General features: G+C 29.5%; 10 protein-coding genes and 6 pseudogenes. 9 read left to right on the forward strand and 7 right to left on the reverse strand.

The genetic code is table 11. The features are described from left to right. The first annotated feature begins 110 nt into the window (after positions 1–110). From panB to JJC05_RS15620, 4 genes and pseudogenes are all read left to right on the forward strand, one after another. On the forward strand, positions 111–929 hold the full coding sequence (gene panB / locus JJC05_RS15605; protein WP_088393601.1) for a 3-methyl-2-oxobutanoate hydroxymethyltransferase: 819 nt from the start codon (positions 111–113) through the stop codon (positions 927–929). Between the two features lie 79 nt (positions 930–1,008). Next, the gene (locus JJC05_RS15610; protein ID WP_088393603.1) at positions 1,009–1,701 is read left to right on the forward strand and encodes an RluA family pseudouridine synthase; all 693 of its coding nucleotides are present in this window, start codon (positions 1,009–1,011) and stop codon (positions 1,699–1,701) included. A gap of 10 nt (positions 1,702–1,711) precedes the next feature. Next, positions 1,712–3,029, forward strand: a pseudogene (locus JJC05_RS15615) (aldehyde dehydrogenase). Positions 3,030–3,198: 169 nt separating this feature from the next. Beyond that, complete coding sequence (locus tag JJC05_RS15620) at positions 3,199–3,516, forward strand: hypothetical protein (protein WP_235877813.1); 318 nt, start codon at positions 3,199–3,201, stop codon at positions 3,514–3,516. An 838-nt stretch (positions 3,517–4,354) separates the two neighbouring features. Here the strand turns inward: JJC05_RS15620 and JJC05_RS15625 are convergent. Further along, complete coding sequence (locus JJC05_RS15625) at positions 4,355–5,167, reverse strand: purine-nucleoside phosphorylase (RefSeq protein ID WP_105196866.1); 813 nt, start codon at positions 5,165–5,167, stop codon at positions 4,355–4,357. After that, a pseudogene (lpxK, locus tag JJC05_RS15630) lies at positions 5,139–6,169 on the reverse strand (tetraacyldisaccharide 4'-kinase). The gene JJC05_RS15625 and the pseudogene lpxK overlap by 29 nt, the downstream one beginning before the upstream one ends. Positions 6,170–6,525: 356 nt before the next feature. Here lpxK and JJC05_RS15635 point away from each other — a divergent pair. The 4 genes and pseudogenes from JJC05_RS15635 to rluF all read left to right on the forward strand — a co-directional run bounded on the left by JJC05_RS15635 (position 6,526) and on the right by rluF (position 10,147). Continuing rightward, positions 6,526–7,604 (forward strand): annotated as a pseudogene (locus JJC05_RS15635) (Nif3-like dinuclear metal center hexameric protein). A 4-nt stretch (positions 7,605–7,608) separates the two neighbouring features. Then, positions 7,609–8,383: pseudogene (locus JJC05_RS15640) on the forward strand (zinc ribbon domain-containing protein). A gap of 247 nt (positions 8,384–8,630) precedes the next feature. Continuing rightward, entirely contained in the window at positions 8,631–9,257 is a 627-nt protein-coding gene (locus JJC05_RS15645) for an alpha/beta fold hydrolase (RefSeq protein WP_088395050.1), read from the forward strand. 134 nt (positions 9,258–9,391) lie between these two features. Then, positions 9,392–10,147, forward strand: coding sequence for a 23S rRNA pseudouridine(2604) synthase RluF (rluF, locus tag JJC05_RS15650; protein WP_088395048.1), 756 nt, complete (start codon positions 9,392–9,394; stop codon positions 10,145–10,147). A gap of 438 nt (positions 10,148–10,585) precedes the next feature. On the opposite strand, the pseudogene kdsA reads toward rluF, so the two are convergent. From kdsA to JJC05_RS15675, 5 genes and pseudogenes are all read right to left on the reverse strand, one after another. Continuing rightward, positions 10,586–11,403 (reverse strand): annotated as a pseudogene (gene kdsA / locus JJC05_RS15655) (3-deoxy-8-phosphooctulonate synthase). A gap of 144 nt (positions 11,404–11,547) precedes the next feature. After that, positions 11,548–13,131, reverse strand: a complete 1,584-nt coding sequence (locus JJC05_RS15660) for a DHA2 family efflux MFS transporter permease subunit (RefSeq protein WP_105196863.1) — start codon at positions 13,129–13,131, stop codon at positions 11,548–11,550. 10 nt (positions 13,132–13,141) lie between these two features. Continuing rightward, complete coding sequence (locus JJC05_RS15665; protein WP_235877814.1) at positions 13,142–14,227, reverse strand: HlyD family secretion protein; 1,086 nt, start codon at positions 14,225–14,227, stop codon at positions 13,142–13,144. Positions 14,228–14,236: 9 nt separating this feature from the next. Beyond that, positions 14,237–15,556, reverse strand: coding sequence for a TolC family protein (locus JJC05_RS15670; protein WP_105196861.1), 1,320 nt, complete (start codon positions 15,554–15,556; stop codon positions 14,237–14,239). Then, a complete protein-coding gene (locus JJC05_RS15675) occupies positions 15,553–16,176 on the reverse strand; it encodes a TetR/AcrR family transcriptional regulator (RefSeq protein ID WP_105196860.1) in 624 nt (207 codons plus the stop codon). The genes JJC05_RS15670 and JJC05_RS15675 overlap by 4 nt, the downstream gene beginning before the upstream one ends. A 420-nt stretch (positions 16,177–16,596) precedes the next feature. On the opposite strand from JJC05_RS15675, the pseudogene JJC05_RS15680 reads away from it, so the two are divergent. Beyond that, a pseudogene (locus JJC05_RS15680) lies at positions 16,597–17,812 on the forward strand (RsmB/NOP family class I SAM-dependent RNA methyltransferase). The last annotated feature ends 21 nt before the right edge of the window (positions 17,813–17,833 follow it).

Here is a 17,833-nt window from a genome sequence, read left to right on the forward strand (position 1 = left end):
TTAAACCTTAATCGTATGATTAAGGTTTTTTTATATCCAGTATTCTCTATTATAACATATTTGCTACATCTATACTTTTTATTACTTTTACCCTCTAAAACTATTGAATTATGTCAACAGCTAAAAGTGATTACAAAAGAGTAACTACAAAATCGTTATTTGATATGAAAGCCAAAGGTGAAAAAATTTCAATGCTCACAGCATACGATTACACCATGGCTAAAATTGTGGATTCGTCAGGTGTCGATGTAATTCTTGTAGGAGATTCAGCTAGTAATGTAATGGCAGGTCATGAAACCACTCTTCCTATTACATTAGACCAGATGATTTATCATGCGTCTTCGGTTGTACGTGCAGCCCAAAGAGCATTAGTAGTCGTAGATTTACCTTTTGGATCATATCAATCCGATTCTAAAGAAGCATTGCGTTCAGCCATTCGTGTAATGAAAGAAAGTGGAGGACATGCTGTTAAGTTAGAAGGAGGTAAAGAAATAAAAGACTCTATAAGAAAAATATTGCAAGCAGGAATACCTGTTATGGGACATTTAGGGCTTACACCACAATCCATTTATAAATTTGGAACTTACACCGTAAGAGCAAAAGAAGATACAGAAGCAGAAAAACTTATAGAAGACGCTAAATTGTTAGAAAAAGTAGGTTGTTTTGCTTTAGTACTTGAAAAAATACCAGCTCATTTAGCTAAAAAAGTAGCCGAAAGTATTTCAATTCCCGTTATAGGAATCGGAGCAGGTAGCGGAGTAGATGGACAAGTACTTGTTTTACATGATATGATTGGCATGACCCATGAGTTCAGTCCTCGTTTTTTGCGTAGATATATGAATTTATATGAAGAAATGACACAAGCAATAGGACAATATGTGGCGGATGTGAAAGCGGTAGATTTTCCCAATGCTAATGAACAATATTAATAATATATACGAACGAAGAGTGAATGTTTTAGTTGCTAACTAAATAAAATCTTTTTGTGTAGTTTTTTCTCATTGAAAAATGAAAATAATTTCAAATAAGAATAACCTAAATGTCCTGTATGAAGATAATCATCTTATCGTGGTTAACAAACGAGTAGGTGACATAGTACAAGGAGATAAAACAGGAGATAAACCTTTATCCGATGTAGTAAAGGAATATTTAAAAGAAAAATACAATAAACCCGGAGAAGTTTTTTTAGGAGTCGTACACCGTCTGGATAGGCCAACAACAGGTATTGTACTCTTTGCTAAGACTTCTAAAGCATTAAGTAGGTTAAACGATCTTTTTAAAAATAGAGCGACTCAAAAAACATATTGGGCAGTTGTTAAAAATAAACCGCCTCAAACAGAGGCTACCCTAGTACATTATTTAAAAAGAAACCCACAAAAAAACACATCTAAAGCCCATACAAAAGAAGTTTTAGATAGTAAAAAAGCTATTTTAGATTATAAAATTATAAAGGAATTAAATCATTATTTTGCTTTAGAAATAAACTTACATACAGGTAGACACCATCAAATACGATCACAATTAAGTGCTATTGGTTGTCCTATAAAAGGAGATTTAAAATACGGATTTGATAGAAGTAATACAGATGGAGGAATTCATTTACATGCAAGGAAATTAGAGCTGATTCATCCCGTTTCTAAAGAAAAAATGAAGATTATAGCACCTGTACCAGAAGATATTATTTGGAAAGCAATAGAATAAAAACATGACCATGTACACTATATCTCAACGTAAAAAAGTCTTAAAAAAATTACTAGACAATCTAGTAAAATACGAAAGCGATATGCAAGACGCCTTGTATAAAGATTTTAAAAAACCCCGTTTTGAAAGTATGATTTCAGAAACGGAATATATTATTAATGAACTAAGATATACCCTCAGAAAAATAGATTCATGGGCTAAACCCAAAAGAGTTTTTCCCTCATTATTAAATTTTCCCTCAAAGGATTATTTATACTCTGAACCTTATGGTAAAGTTCTTATCATCAGCCCGTGGAATTATCCCATCCAATTAGCTTTTTCACCTCTAATTGCAGCCGTAGCAGCTGGAAATAAAGTAACGCTAAAACCTTCAGAACTTACCCCTAATAGTTCTTCTATACTATCTAAAATTATAAGAGAAACGTTTGATATAGATCAAGTAGTAGTCATAACAGGAGATTATACGATTGCACAAGATTTATTAAGTAAACGTTGGGATTATATTTTTTTACAGGAAGCGTACCAGTAGGAAAAATTGTAGCTAAAGCTGCTGCTGAACATCTTACACCAGTTACTTTAGAATTAGGTGGCAAAAGCCCGTGCATAGTAGATCAGACAGCGGATTTAAAATTAGCTGCCAAAAGAATTATTTGGGGAAAAATATTTAATGCAGGACAAACCTGTATTGCGCCTGATTATTTAATAGTTCATAAAAATGTAAAAAAGAACTCATTTCTTATTTAATACAAGAAATACAGATTGCATTAGGTAATTCTATACAAGAATCAGAAGATTTTGCTCGTATTATTAACCTGAAAAATTGGAAGCGTCAACAGCATTTGTTACAAAACCAAACGATATTATTTGGAGGGCAAACAAATGAAACCGATTTATACATATCGCCAACTCTATTAGATGAACCTAGTTTAGAAAGCCCCGTTATGCAAGAGGAAATATTTGGTCCTATTTTACCTATTATTTCCTATACAACCAGAGAAGAATTATATCAAGTAATTAATCGTTTTGAAAAACCTCTTGCCTTATATTTATTTACCAAAGACAAATCTTTTGAAAAAGAATTACTGTCTAAAATATCCTTTGGAGGAGGTTGTGTAAATGACACATTATCTCATTTTTCTAATAATAATTTACCTTTCGGAGGAGTAGGACATAGTGGTATTGGAGCATATCATGGCAAATTAGGCTTTGAAACATTCTCACATCAAAAAGCAATTGTAAAAAAATCAAATTGGATTGATTTACCATTTCGTTACGCTCCCTATAAAGGAAAATTTCAAATGGTAAAAAAAATATTAAAATGGTTATAATTTAAAAAATGGAAACGTCAAAAAAAATTGATTTATATAAAATTATTAAAGAAAGTATAGAACTTTATAAAAAAATATATTCCTTGTAGGATTTGTTTTTTTAATACTAACAATCGTACTAGTTAGCTTACTTAATATAGCACTAAAAACACTATACAAAGAAGATGATTTGTTAGCATATCTAAAACATTTCAATCCTGAAACATTTTCAATACAAGCTAAATTCTTATATTTATTAGGAGTTGCCATAATTGTGGTTTTAGTAGCACCTTTTAATGCAGGAATATTAAAAATGATGAAAGATACACAAGAAAAGAATGAAGTAAGTATTAAAACTTTTTATTATTATATCAACAGTCCTTATTACTTTTCAATAGCATTAGTTACTTTGCTAATTAGTGGATTAGGCTTGTTTTTTACTACAAGTTTAGAAGTACTAATGGGAGATGATATTATTAAAAATTTTATTTCTTTTTTGTTTCTATAGCTACCTCCATTCTTACTTTTACAGCATTACCCAATGTTATTTTTAGTGATTTAAAACCAATAGAAGGAATAAAAAAAAGTATCAAAGATTGTTGTTCAAATTTTGGTAAAGTATTTTTATTAATTATTATATCCGTTATTTTAGGTTATTTAGGGATTTTTGCATTTTGTATCGGAATCTTTTTTAGTTTTCCTTTTTATTTTGCTGTGCAATATAAAGTATATGATGAATTAAAGTAATACCATTTTAGTTTTGAAATTACCTAAACCAAAATTCACTACAGAATACACGAATTAAGAGATATTACACGAGGTTATTACAGTAAATTTGTAACCTTAAATGGTATAACCAATAAAGATAAAAAAGATTATCAAAGACACCGCCCTCAAAAGTTAAATACTGTTGGGGGCATTTTTATTTTAAAAAAATAATCAACTATAATGTTTTTTTTGAAAAATATCGTTTGCCCTTCCAACCCTAAATCCTCACATACCGTTTGTCACTCCGAAACAAAGAGGATTCATATTATCAGTATTATGTTGTTTCTCTTGTTGTATAAATGATAGATTACGAACTTTTAAGAAAACCTAATTGAGGATAAAAAAATGTTTTTAGATTCAAAGTTCTTATTGTTTATAATAAATTTTTTAGAATGATCTAGTATAAAAAATAACCTCCGTTTTAGAGCAAAAGTCTTAAAGCGGAGGTTAAATCCAAATTCAGATTTATTGAAAAATTTTGTTTTAACGAAGTCTAATACAGAACCCGGTTTAAAATCAGAAGTTAAAAACTTTGAATCTTGATTTTATTGATAATTTTATTTCTGAATAGACCTACTTTAGTATTGTAAAATTATTTCTTTAATTAATTTGCGTATATGAGGCTCTGTTTTTTTTACTGCTTCTAGTACCTCTTCATGCGTTACGCTATCTATATTTTCAGCATCTCCCATATCTGTTATGACTGAAATACCAAAAGTTTCTAGTTCCATGTGTCTAGCTACTATTACTTCAGGTACCGTACTCATTCCAACACAATCACAACCCACTGCTTTCACCATTTTATATTCTGATAAAGTTTCATAAGTAGGACCTTGTAATGCTAAATAAATTCCTTCTTTTACCTCAATTTCTAAATCATTTGCAATTTCTTTTGCCTTTGCTAACATTTGTCTGCTATATGGTTCGCTCATATTGACAAAACGGGGACCAAAACGCTCGTCATTTTTGCCGCGTAAAGGATGCTCTGGCATCATATTTACATGATCTTTTAATAATACAATAGAACCCACATTGTAGTCAGGATTTACTCCGCCAGAAGCGTTAGAAACAATTAGCTTATTAACACCAATATATTTCATTACTCGTACAGGAAAAGTAACTTCCTGCATTGTATATCCTTCGTAATAATGAAAACGTCCTTGCATAGCGACTACTTTTTTAGAACCAATAGTTCCAAAAACTAATGCTCCCTTATGTCCTTGTACAGTAGATACAGGAAAGTTCGGAATTTCGCTATAAGACAATATAAACTCAACCTCAATATCATCCGTAAAACCACCCAATCCAGAGCCTAATATAATACCATACTCAGGTTCGAAATTAATTTTATTTGTAATGTAATTAACGGTTTCTTGCACTTTTTCCCACATAGTTTAAAATTTCAGATTCAAATAATTTATTTTCGTTATTAAATAAGCTTTTTATAGGTAAATAATATAATTGTTCTTTTGGTAATTTTCCTTTTAAACGCATATAATCTTTTTCTGTAGTTATAATTTTTCTTCCCTGCGCTTTCTCTAAAATAGAGGAAATATCCTTTTGAGAAAAAAGATGATGGTCAGGAAATTCCATACTAGCAGAAGCACATGTATTTAAATACTTAAAAAAGGTTGAGGTTTGGCAATTCCAGCTACAGCCAAAACAGATTCCTTTAATGTTTTTTTTAAGTCTAATGTTGTATGTTCACCAAAAAGTAAATCATCATAACCTATATAAGTAAAAAAAATAGGCGTATTAGATTTAGCATAACGCAAAACCTTCCTTTTTATTTTACTCATGGCAAGTTCCGAAATAGTTGTGGGACATTTAGTGATAATTATCATATCGGCTCGTTTAGCACCACTTCTATATTCCCGTAAATTTCCTGTAGGGAGCATATAATCCTTAAAAAATAAATCATCATAAGAAGAAAGCATTATATAAAAACCAGCTTTTACTTTACGATGCTGATAAGCATCATCTAGTAATATTATATCAGGTTTATCATTTAAAGTTAATAATTGTATAATCCCGTTACGTCTATCAGTATCCACAGCAACTTTTATTTTAGGGAATTTTTGATAAAATTGAAACGGTTCATCTCCCAAAATTTCAGCATTTGAATTTTCATCAGCCAAAACAAAACCTTTAGATTTTCGTTTATAACCACGGCTCAACGTTGCTACCTTATATTGATTAGAAAGTAAACGAATTAGATACTCAATTTGAGGAGTTTTACCGGTTCCTCCTACGCTTAAATTACCAACAGCAATAATTGGAACATCAAAACAAAAAGATTTTAAAATAGCTTTATCGTACAAAAAATTTCGAATATTGGTTATTATACCATATATTATAGAAAAAAAGAAAAGTAGTTTTCGAAGAATTTTCATTGTAATGACAAATTATACAAAGATAATAATACATCTACTAGAAAAAAAAAGTTAGGAACAAAAAGTTAAGAAAGAGAATTTAACTCAAATTATGTTTTAGGAAATTATTACAGAGAAAAATCATTTTTAATTTAAAAAATAGGATCTGTTTTTTGTCCTTATATACAATAAAAATAAGGTTTTGATAGAAAATCTCCTATTTTCTTTTCTTTACGCTTTTTATTCATTATAAAATTTATCCTTCCATCTGATGTAAAGTAGCTTATTTCTTTTAGGATAAAATCAATAAATTTGTAAGAAAATATGATATTCAAAGATTTATGGTAATAAATGATATAATTTCTATTTTAGAAGAAATGGCACCTTTAGCCTATGCAGAAGATTTTGATAATGTAGGTTTACTAGTGGGGGATGTAAAAGAAGAAGTTACAGGCGTTTTAGTTTGTCATGATGCTTTAGAAACAGTAATAGATGAAGCTATTATTAAAAAATGTAATTTAGTAGTCTGTTTTCATCCCATCTTATTTTCTGGAATAAAAAAAATTACAGGTAAAAATTATGTAGAACAGGCTATTTTGAAAGCTATTAAAAATGATATCGCTATTTATGCAGTCCACACAGCCTTAGATAATCATCAAGAAGGAGTTAATAAAATTTTTTGTAACGCTTTAGGATTGCAGAATACCAAAATTTTGATTCCTAAACAACATTTTATCCAAAAAATGGTTACTTATACAATTCCAGAAAATGTAGAACAACTTCGTAATGCACTATTTGAAGCAGGAGCTGGAAAAATTGGGAATTATCAAGATTGTAGTTTTAATTCAAATGGGAAAGGAACTTATATAGGAAATGAAAAAAGTAATCCAGTAATAGGTAACTCTTTTGAATTTGTAGAAGCAGAAGAAATAAAAATTGAAGTTACATTTGAAAAATACCGACAAGGAAAAATTTTAAAAGCATTATTTGCAAATCATGTGTATGAAGAAATTGCTTATGAGATATATAATTTAGAAAATATCCATCAAAACATAGGTCTAGGTATGATAGGCGAATTAAAGGAACCAATGAACGAAAAGGAATTTCTTCATTTTGTAAAAGAAAAAATGGAGTGTGGGGGAATACGACACACACATTATATAGGAAAAAAATAGAAAAAGTTGCCGTTTTAGGAGGATCAGGAGCTTTTGCTATTCAAAAAGCCATTCAAAATGGAGTAGATGCTTATCTAACAGCAGATTTGAAATACCATAACTTTTATGAAGCTGAAAACAAAATTTTATTAGCCGATATTGGACATTTTGAAAGCGAAAGATTTACAAAAAAATATATTGTTGATTTTCTTAAGAAAAAAATTTGTAGTTTTGCAAACTATTTGTCGGAAGACAGAATTATATTATCTGAAATAAATACAAATCCAGTTAATTACTTGTAGAAATATGGCAACAAAAGAATTGAATGTAGAAGAAAAATTAAGAGCGTTATACGACTTACAATTAATCGATTCAAGAATCGACGAAATTAGAAACGTAAGAGGAGAATTACCTCTTGAGGTGGAAGATTTAGAAGATGAAGTTGCTGGTTTGACTAAAAGAGTTGAAAAATTAAAAACCGACTTAGAGTCAATAGAAGAACAAATAAAAGGCAAAAAAGGTTCTATAGAAGAACATAAAGAAGCAATTAAAAAATATACTGCACAACAAAAAGAAGTACGTAACAATCGTGAATTTAATTCTTTAACAAAGAAGTTGAATTTCAAGAACTTGAAATTCAATTGGCAGAAAAGCATATTCGTGAAATGAAAGCTTCAATTGAGCACAAAAAAGTTTCAATAGCTCAAACAAAAGAAAAGTTAGAAGCAAAGGCAACTCATTTAAAACATAAAAAATCAGAGTTGCAGGAAATTATGTCTGAAACAGAAAAAGAAGAAGCTTTTTTATTAACTAAATCACAAGAGTTTGAAGAACAGATAGAAGAACGTTTGTTAAAAGCATACAAAAGAATTCGTGAAAATGTTCGTAATGGTTTGGCGGTAGTATCTATTGAACGTGGAGCTTCTGCTGGTTCTTTTTTACTATTCCACCACAAACACAAATGGAAATCGCTGCTCGTAAGAAAGTTATTACAGACGAGCATAGTGGAAGAATTTTAGTTGATGCCGTTTTAGCGGATGAAGAAAGAGAAAAAATGGAACAATTATTTGCTAAAATATAATGACACTAAGTCCCGAGAAATCGGGATTTTTTTTTATGAACCCAATTTTTTACTTTACATTTACGAAATCGGTAGGATTATATTTAAATATCTTAAGCTTTTTATTTCCCCAAAAAGCGTTAGACTTGGCATTTACACTTTTTAGTAGTCCACGAAAAGGAAAGTTAAATAAGAATAAACTTCCTCTGTTTTTAGAAGAATCTAAAAAGAAAAATTAAAATATGAAAATGCTACTTTTCAAACTTATATGTGGAAAGGAAATGAGACCAAAATACTTTTGGTACATGGTTGGGAAAGTAATTCTTCACGTTGGGAAAAAATAGTATTATATTTAAAAAATACAGGAAGTACAATTATAGCACTTGATGCGCCTGCCCATGGACTTTCGCAAGGAAAGAAATTTAGTGTACCTCAGTACAGTCTATTTATTCATGAAGTAGTTCAAAAATACCAACCACAATATTTGATAGGACACTCAATAGGAGGAAATGCTTGTTTGTATTATCAACATGTTTTTCCTACAGAAATTAAAAAAATAATTGTTCTAGGAGCGCCTTGTGATTTTGAAATTATTTTAAATAACTATATTGCTTTATTGAGTTTAAATTCAAAATTAACAAAAGAATTGAAAGAAAAATGGGAACTAGAATATAAACAAAAAATAGAAGATTTTTCAGCCCAATTATTTGTGCAAAATTCTAAAATAAAAGGGCTAATAATTCATGATATTGAAGACAAAACAGTAGCTATAAATGAAGGAAAAAAAATAGCACAAGCTTGGAAAGAAAGTCTTTTTATCGAAACAAAAGAATTAGGACATTCATTACAAGATGAAAAAGTGTTTAAAGAAATTAGTGCATTTTTAATTGAGTAAAAAATGTAGATTTCCTTTTACATAATATAAGTTGAAAATGAATTTATTAAATAAAATCAATCAAACGTTTTTAATAAAGAACCTTTTGAAACATCTAAAAATATAATTTAAACATCTATTACTATCTTTGGCAAATGGAAGAAAATAAGACAAGAATTAATAAATTTTTATCTGAAACAGGTTTTTGTTCCCGTCGTGAAGCGGATAAATTGTTAGAACAGGGACGGATAACTATTAACGGATCAATACCAGAGTTAGGAACTAAGGTGTCTTTAGAAGATGAAATAAGAGTTGATGGTAAGCTTATTCGGGAAAAAACAAGTAAACCTATTTACTTAGCCTTTCATAAACCTATAGGAATTGAATGTACAACTAATTTAAAAGTAAAAAATAATATAATAGATTTTATTAATTATCCCAAACGAATTTTTCCTATTGGTCGCTTAGATAAAGCTAGTGAAGGTCTTATATTCATGACAGATGACGGAGATATTGTAAACAAGATATTAAGAGCTCGTAATAACCATGAAAAGGAATATGTCGTAACTGTTAATAAACCAATAAATGAACGTTTTATACAACGTATGGCAGATGGAGTACCTATTTTAGGAACTGTAACGCGTAAGTGTAAAGTAGAAGAAGTGAATGCTACAACCTTTAAAATAATATTAACACAAGGATTAAATAGACAAATTCGTCGCATGTGTGAATATTTAGGTTATGAAGTAGTACGATTAAAAAGAGTACGTATAATAAACATATCATTAGATATTCCAGTAGGTCGATATAGAGACTTGACAGAAAAAGAAATAAACCAGTTGAATAAATTAATTGCACCTTCTAGTAAAACAGAAGAAGCTAGTTTTTTAAAGTCCAATAAAAAGAATTAAATCCAAATTGAGCATTAGATTTCGTGATGAAGATGAAAAAGCACGCGAATTTTTCTTATAAATATGGTGTAAAAAGCTTAATTTAATACGTATTTTTTTACTTCGACCGAAGGGGAAAGTCACATATCAATGTTATGTGATTTTCCTTTTTTTTGATTATATTATCATAAATAATTTCAAGGTAAGTTTTTAAAAGAAAGGAAAAGTTAAACTTTTTTGAGGTTTTTATCCGCTAAAGCTATAAAATAACCCCATTTATTGAAACTTTTATTGAATAAATGGGGTAAATTTAGAAGTAAGAAGGTTTTGAATCTTGGATTTTATGGATATATTTTATTTTGAATAGCTAGCTTTTAAAATTTATTTAAAACGAAAGAACTAAGTTGTATTAAAATTGCTTTAAAATTACCAAAATTTAGTTTCCCTCTTATAGAAGTATCAAAACTGATTAATGGTTTGTCTAATTGCTACTAATTTTTTCATTAAACTTTCAAAGTAATCTAAATGTAACATATTAGCACCATCACTTTTTGCATTAGCAGGATCAAAATGGGTTTCTATAAATATACCATCAACACCTACAGCTATACCTGCTTTTGCAATAGTTTCAATCATATCAGGTCTACCACCTGTTACTCCTAGTAGTTGATTGGGTTGTTGTAATGAGTGCGTAATATCTAATACTGTAGTGGCCATTTGACGCATAGTAGGTATCCCTCTAAAATCTACAATCATATCCTGATATCCAAACATAGTACCTCTATCCGTAACCATTACATTTTCGTTATCAGAATCTAAGACTTTTTGAACGGCATGTTTCATACTTTCAGGACTCATGAATTGTCCTTTCTTTAAGTTTACTGTTTTTTTGTTTGTGCAGCAGCTACAACTAAATCTGTTTGACGAACTAAAAAAGCAGGAATTTGTAAAATATCTACAAATTCAGCAGCCATCGCTGCATCTTCATTTGTATGAATATCTGTAATGGTTGGAACATTAAATTCACGACTTACTTTTTGTAAAATTTTTAATGCTTTTTCATCACCAATCCCTGTAAAACTATCTACACGTGAGCGATTAGCTTTTTTAAATGAACCTTTAAAAACATAAGGAATTTTAAGGTCATCTGTAATTTTTATTAAGCGTTCAGCTATTTTCATAGCCATTTCTTCACCTTCTATGGCACAAGGTCCAGCAAGAACAAAAAAATTATTACTGTTTAAATGCTTGATATTAGGAATATTTTCTAAGTTCATTTTTAATTAATTTTTGCAAATATAATTTATATATACGAGTGAAACGGTACTTCAGCAAAAATCATTTTATAAATTATATTTATTGTTTGATGTATTTTTAATCATGTATGACTAGATATTTTCCTTATCATAATCATAACTAATTTAATGCATGACATCAGCAGCACTAATATTAGATTTTCTAGTTTTTATAGCTATTACAATAGGAATACAAATTAAAAATAAAATGCCCAAATACATGAATATATCCATAAAGGCTAATATATTAGATTGTTTTATTACTTTTAATTCTAGGATTTGGTGTGCTTTATTAAGAGCATCATTATAAGAATAGCCTTTTGCAATAAAACTCTTTTGTATCATGGTTATTTGGTTTTGAGTCTGAAAACTTGTTTTATCTAAGTGGTTTACTAAATTAGCTCGATGTTTTTGTCCCCATCTAGAAATGAAAGTTGTGACTATTGCTATACCAAAAGAACCTCCTAATTGTCTTAACATACCTGTAAAAGCAGCCCCATCACCTATATCTTTACCTGTTAATTCGCTTAAGGAGTAGCTAGTTACAGGAACAAAAAGTAATCCTAATCCTAATCCTCTTAAAATTAAAGGCCACCAAAAATGTTCTTCACCAGTATTGGGTGTTAATATAGTGTATGACCAAAAGGCAAAAATAGAGAAACAAGTAAATCCAACAATTAATAAATATTTAATAGATACTTCTTTTTGCAATAATTTTCCAACAAAAGGCATAGCAAAAGCAGTCATTAAAGAACTAGGAATTAATAATAACCCTGATTGAGTCGCGTTCCATCTTAAAATAGACTGTGTATATACGGGTATAACAAAAATTGTGGTATACACTCCAAATCCTAAAATAGTAGAAAAAAGAATACCTATTTGTAATGAGCTATATTTTAAAACTTTTAAGTTTACAATTGGAAACTCGTAAGTTAATTCTCTATGAATAAAAAAGATGAAACCAAATAAGGAAATAATACATAAATTGATAATCGTATTACTATTAAACCAGTCATCTTGTTGTCCATGTTCTAAAACATATTGAAGAGAGCCTACAAAAAGAGATAAATAGATAATTCCTAACCAGTCTACTTGATTTGCCTTTAATTTGATACTAAATTTTGGACTCTTTACATACATTATGGCTAACACTGTTGCAATAATCCCTAAAGGAATATTGATGTAAAAGATGAAAGGCCAAGAAAAATGATCAACTATATACCCTCCTAAAGGAGGACCGAAAGTAGGACCTAAAATGACACCTAATCCATAAATAGCTTGTGCCATACCTCTTTTTTTAATAGGATAGCTTTCCGTTATAATGGTTTGTGCTGTTACTAATAAAGCACCTCCACCTAAACCTTGTATAAATCTAAAAAATACGAGTTCCCAAATATTGGTTGAATTTCCACATAAAAAAGAAGTAACTGTGAAAATAATAATTGAAGTCGTAAAATAATTTTTTCTCCCAAATTGTTGTGAAAGCCAATTAGTCATAGGAATAATAATTACATTGGCTATTGCATAAGCCGTAATTACCCATGAAACATCGCTTAGAGTAGCTCCTAAGCTTCCTTTCATTTCATTAAGAGCTACATTAACAATGGTGGTATCTACTATTTCTAGTAGTGAACAGAGTATAGCAACAATCGTTACCATAATCCTTCTATAGCCATATTCTACTAGATCATTTGTAGTATCTTGTGTCATTTTTTTTGAATTATTTTAAGTATACATCTACATGTGCATTCATCCCAGAACGTAGTAATTCAATTTTTTCTTTTTCGTTATCATTTGTGAATTCAATTTTTACAGGAATTCTTTGTACTGTTTTTACGAAATTTCCAGTTGCATTGTCAGGAGGAAGTATAGAAAATTGAGAACCTGTAGCAGGCGAAAAAGAGGTTATTTTCCCTTTTAACTCAAGATCGCCAAAAGCATCTATTTTAATAACGACTTTTTGACCTATTTTCATTTTTCCTAATTGGGTTTCTTTAAAATTAGCTATTACTGATGTTTCTGTGGTATTAACTAGATAGAAAAGAGATTGTCCTTGATTAACTAACTGTCCAGCTTGAATATTTACTTTAGAAACCCGGCCATCTATAGTTGCTGTTACTACGGTGTATTCTAAATTTAATTCAGCAGCATTTAAAGAAGCTTTCGCTCTACTAATATTGGCAGATGCTACTTTTGTTTGTTTATCAGAAACAATTGCTTTAGAGGCTACTACATTTTTTTGATAACTACTAGCTCTTTGTTGATTAGTTAAAATTCTAACTTGATTTTCAGCTTCTAGTTTAGTAGCTAAAGCTTGTTCATATTGTTGTTTTGTAATAGAATGATTTTTATAAAGATTATTATATCGTTCATAGTCATTAGTTGCGCGTTCTAAACGAATTTTAGCCGTTTCAATTGTTCCTAATGCTGATGCTACATTAGCATCTGAAGCGGCAACACTTGCGTTAGCACTACCAACATCAGCTTTGGCCACTTCAAATGTATTTTCTGCTGCAATCATTAAAGCTTTCGCTTCTTCTACTTTGACCAAATAATCTCGATTATCAATTACAAATAATGTGTCGCCTTTTTTGACAAAATCATTGTCTTTAACATATACTTTTGAAATGTAACCAGAAACTTTAGGGATAATTGGTGTTATTTTTTTCTCTACTTGTGCATCGTCTGTCTCTTCGTGTGTTTGAGCATGTAAATATTTACTAATACCATAGCTTCCACCACCAATTACTAATGCCCCTAGTATGATTGCGAATTTTTTATTGATTGCTTTTTTTTCAGTTTCCATAAGACGAAATTATTTTGTTAAATTGAATGATGTAATGAGTTGACCAGATGTAGCTAACATTTCATAATATTTTAAAAGGACATTTGCTCTAGAATTAGCATAATTTATTTTTGCATTTAGTTGTTCAACATCAGCATCAATGAGTTCTGTTACTGTTGCTAAACCATTATCATGTTTGTCTTTAACTATTCTGTAATTTTCTGTTGCTTGCTCTATAGCTTGCTGATATACTTTATTTTGGTTTTGAGCAAGATTAAAGTTTTCTATACTTTGTTGCGTTTGGATTTTAATACCGTCTTTTAATAAATTTTGGGTAATCTTTAATTCTTCTGCTTTATTTCTAGCTGTTTTTACTTCTTTTGAAGTTTTATAAAGAGAACTCAAATCGTATGAAATTCCGCCACCTATGTTTATTGCATTTGTAACATTTATGACATTTTGTAAACTCATAGCTATATATCCAGCAGATAAGCCTATTTTAGGATAATAATTACTCTGCGCGACTCTTATATTGTTTTCATTGGCTTTTTGTAGATAGCCCAAAATTTCTAAATCTTTTCTATTTTCTAAAGCATCTTTTTCTTCAATCGTTTTCGAAATAGGGGATTGTCCATCAAATTGATGTTCGTCAATTCCTATTTTATAGCCTTCGGGTAAATTTAATAACGTAGTTAATGCGTAGTTTGTAATATTTACGTTCTTATTTGCTTCTTGTAAACTTAATTTTATTTTAGCTAATTGTAATTGAGACTTTAATAAATCATTTCGAGCAATAATGCCGTTTTTTTCCATATTGATAAAATCTTTTACACGTTGCTCGGTACTTTTAATGTTATCACTTATTAATTCTACAGATTTTAATGCTCTGTATAGTTGAGCATAGTATTCAATTACTTTTAAAGAAACATCTTCTTTTGTATTAGATGATTTTGCTTTTTCAGCTAAATATAAATTTTCTGTTGCTTGAATACTATTTCGTATTTTTCCACCAGCAAATAAAGGCAAATTCGCATTGGCTTGACCTATCATAAATTGATTAATATTTGCAGGGTTTACTGAAGAATGAAATGGTAACTTTAGTTTTAGATCAACAGTAGGTTCTGTAATATAAAAATATTGTCCACCTATTTTAATATCAGGATATTGATGATCTTTTGCCTGTTGCCATTCTAATTTTTTAGTATCGACTTTTGTTTGAGCTAACAAAATTTCATTATTATTTTTTTCTAAAAGTATTAAAGCTTCTTTTAAATTTAAATTGGTTCTTTCTTGTGCATACCAACTATAATTTACCAGTATTAATAGGGGGAGAAATTTATTCGCATTCATTTTTTTACTAGTGATTTAATGACTTGTTTTATATGTTGAGTAAGTTCAATATTTATATAACTTTCCCATTGGTTTTCATCTTTTATACCTATTAGTTTTTCATAAAAAGAACGACTATTATAAAAATGAAAATAAGTACCTAATATAGTAGGTGCTACTAAAAAAGTATTTACATTTTCTTTAAATAATCCTTTTTCTTGTCCTTCTTTTATCACTCTATTTAACTCAATATAATTGCCTTCTTTAGCTTGATTAATCAATTCAAAATCAATCTTTCTTTTTTGATTGCTAAATTCAACATTTATAATTTGGTAGATAGACTTATTATGATGTATTAATGCAACATAAAATTCAACTAAATTGTCTAATTTTTCAAATGGATCTGTTTCACTATTTCGAATATTTTCCATCTGAAAATTTAGTCCAGCTGAACGATAAAGTACAATTCCTTCTAATAATTTTTCTTTTGAGCCAAAGTAATAAGAGATCATTGCAACATTAATGTTCGCTGCTTTGGCTATATCTCTTACAGATGTTCCATCAAAACCTTTTTCAGCAAAGAGTTTTTCAACAACTTCTAGTATAGCAACTTGTTTATCATTAAATGGATGTGTTCCCATGGTTGTAAAATTTTTTGCAAAACTAAATGATTGATTGATTTAATCGAATGTTTAATCATATTTTAACTTTTTTTTAACATTTATGTTTTCTTGATGAACACATAAACAGACTTTTAATTGTTTTATCATATAACTCAAAAATTGAATTATATCAAATTATATATTTAAACTTTTAATGAAGAGGCTGATAAATAAATACATGGATTTTTTTTAATGAATAAGGTGAAATGATTATTTTTTAGATTGAAAGTCGTTGTGTTTGTAATAAATTAGATTCCTTTATTCGTTCCTCTTTTGATTAATGTTTAATTAGAAGATTATAGAAAGTAGTATAATTTTTTATTTTCTAAAAATAAAATACGTTAGAGTGTTTATAAGCTTATAACTTTATCTTATATTTGCGCCCTCAAAATTAATGATATGCGATTACATAGAAACCTTGTTTACACTACTATAGACTCTTTAAATGCCATTTTTAATGAAGGAGAATATGCGGATAAAGTAGTAGCAAGAGCACTAAAAAAAGATAAAAGGTGGGGGAGTGCAGATAGAAAGTTTGTAGCAGAAACAATCTATGAAATTGTGAGATGGAAACGTTTATATGCTGAAATAGGAGATGTTAAAGAACCTTATAATCGTGAAAATTTATGGCGTATGTTTGCAGCATGGGCTGTATTAAGAGGTTATCCTATACCTGATTGGACGCAATTACAAGGTACTCCAGAGCGTAAAATTAAAGGACGTTTTAATGAATTCTCTAAAACAAGAGCTATAAAAGAATCTATTCCTGATTGGATGGATGCTCTTTGTTTAAAAGAGTTAGGAGAAGATGTTTGGAGTAAAGAAATTAAAGCACAGAATGAACAAGCTAAGGTAATTTTACGAGTAAATACTTTAAAAACTACTAAAGAAAAACTACGTGCTATTTTAATGGATTTGAATATAGAGACAGATTTTTTAAAAGACCGGGTAGATGCTTTAATTTTAAAGGAACGCGCAAATGTCTTTTTAACTCAAGCTTTTAAAGAAGGTTTGTTTGAAGTACAAGATGCTTCATCACAATTAGTAGCTCCATTGTTAGATGTCCGACCCGGTATGCGAGTAGTAGACACTTGTGCAGGAGCAGGAGGAAAGACACTTCATTTAGCATCTATTATGCAAAATAAAGGACAATTGATTGCTTTAGATTTATACGAAAGTAAATTAAATCAGTTGAAGTTAAGAGCTCGTCGTAACGGAGTTCATAATGTTGAAACTCGTGTTATCGAAAGCTCTAAAACAATTAAAAAACTTTATGGAACAGCTGATCGCGTATTAATTGATGCGCCTTGTAGTGGTTTGGGAGTTTTAAAACGTAATCCAGATAGCAAGTGGAAACTGCAACCAGAATTTATAGATAATATCCGTAAGGTACAAGCAGAAGTTTTAGAAAATTATTCTAAAATTCTTAAACCGAGGAGGAAAGTTGGTTTATGCCACTTGTTCTATATTACCATCTGAAAATCAAGAACAAATTCAAAAGTTTTTAGCAACAGAAAATGGTAAAAATTTCATGTTTATTCGCGATTATAAAATATTAGCACATCAAACGGGTTTTGATGGCTTTTATATGGCACTGTTAGAAAAAAAAATGTAATCTAGGTTTATAAATTATTCT

The sequence above is a fragment of the Flavobacterium davisii genome, assembly GCF_019565505.1.
In the GTDB taxonomy this organism is placed as follows: domain Bacteria; phylum Bacteroidota; class Bacteroidia; order Flavobacteriales; family Flavobacteriaceae; genus Flavobacterium; species Flavobacterium davisii.

Excerpts from the sequence above, each read along its gene's own strand:
- JJC05_RS15610 (WP_088393603.1), top strand. The coding sequence starts at position 1,009 with ATGAAAATAATTTCAAATAAGAATAACCTAAATGTCCTGTATGAAGAT.
- JJC05_RS15645 (WP_088395050.1), top strand. The coding sequence starts at position 8,631 with ATGTGGAAAGGAAATGAGACCAAAATACTTTTGGTACATGGTTGGGAA.
- JJC05_RS15625 (WP_105196866.1), bottom strand. The coding sequence starts at position 5,167 with ATGTGGGAAAAAGTGCAAGAAACCGTTAATTACATTACAAATAAAATT.
- panB (WP_088393601.1), top strand. The coding sequence starts at position 111 with ATGTCAACAGCTAAAAGTGATTACAAAAGAGTAACTACAAAATCGTTA.
- JJC05_RS15675 (WP_105196860.1), bottom strand. The coding sequence starts at position 16,176 with ATGGGAACACATCCATTTAATGATAAACAAGTTGCTATACTAGAAGTT.
- JJC05_RS15660 (WP_105196863.1), bottom strand. The coding sequence starts at position 13,131 with ATGACACAAGATACTACAAATGATCTAGTAGAATATGGCTATAGAAGG.
- rluF (WP_088395048.1), top strand. The coding sequence starts at position 9,392 with ATGGAAGAAAATAAGACAAGAATTAATAAATTTTTATCTGAAACAGGT.
- JJC05_RS15670 (WP_105196861.1), bottom strand. The coding sequence starts at position 15,556 with ATGAATGCGAATAAATTTCTCCCCCTATTAATACTGGTAAATTATAGT.
- JJC05_RS15665 (WP_235877814.1), bottom strand. The coding sequence starts at position 14,227 with ATGGAAACTGAAAAAAAAGCAATCAATAAAAAATTCGCAATCATACTA.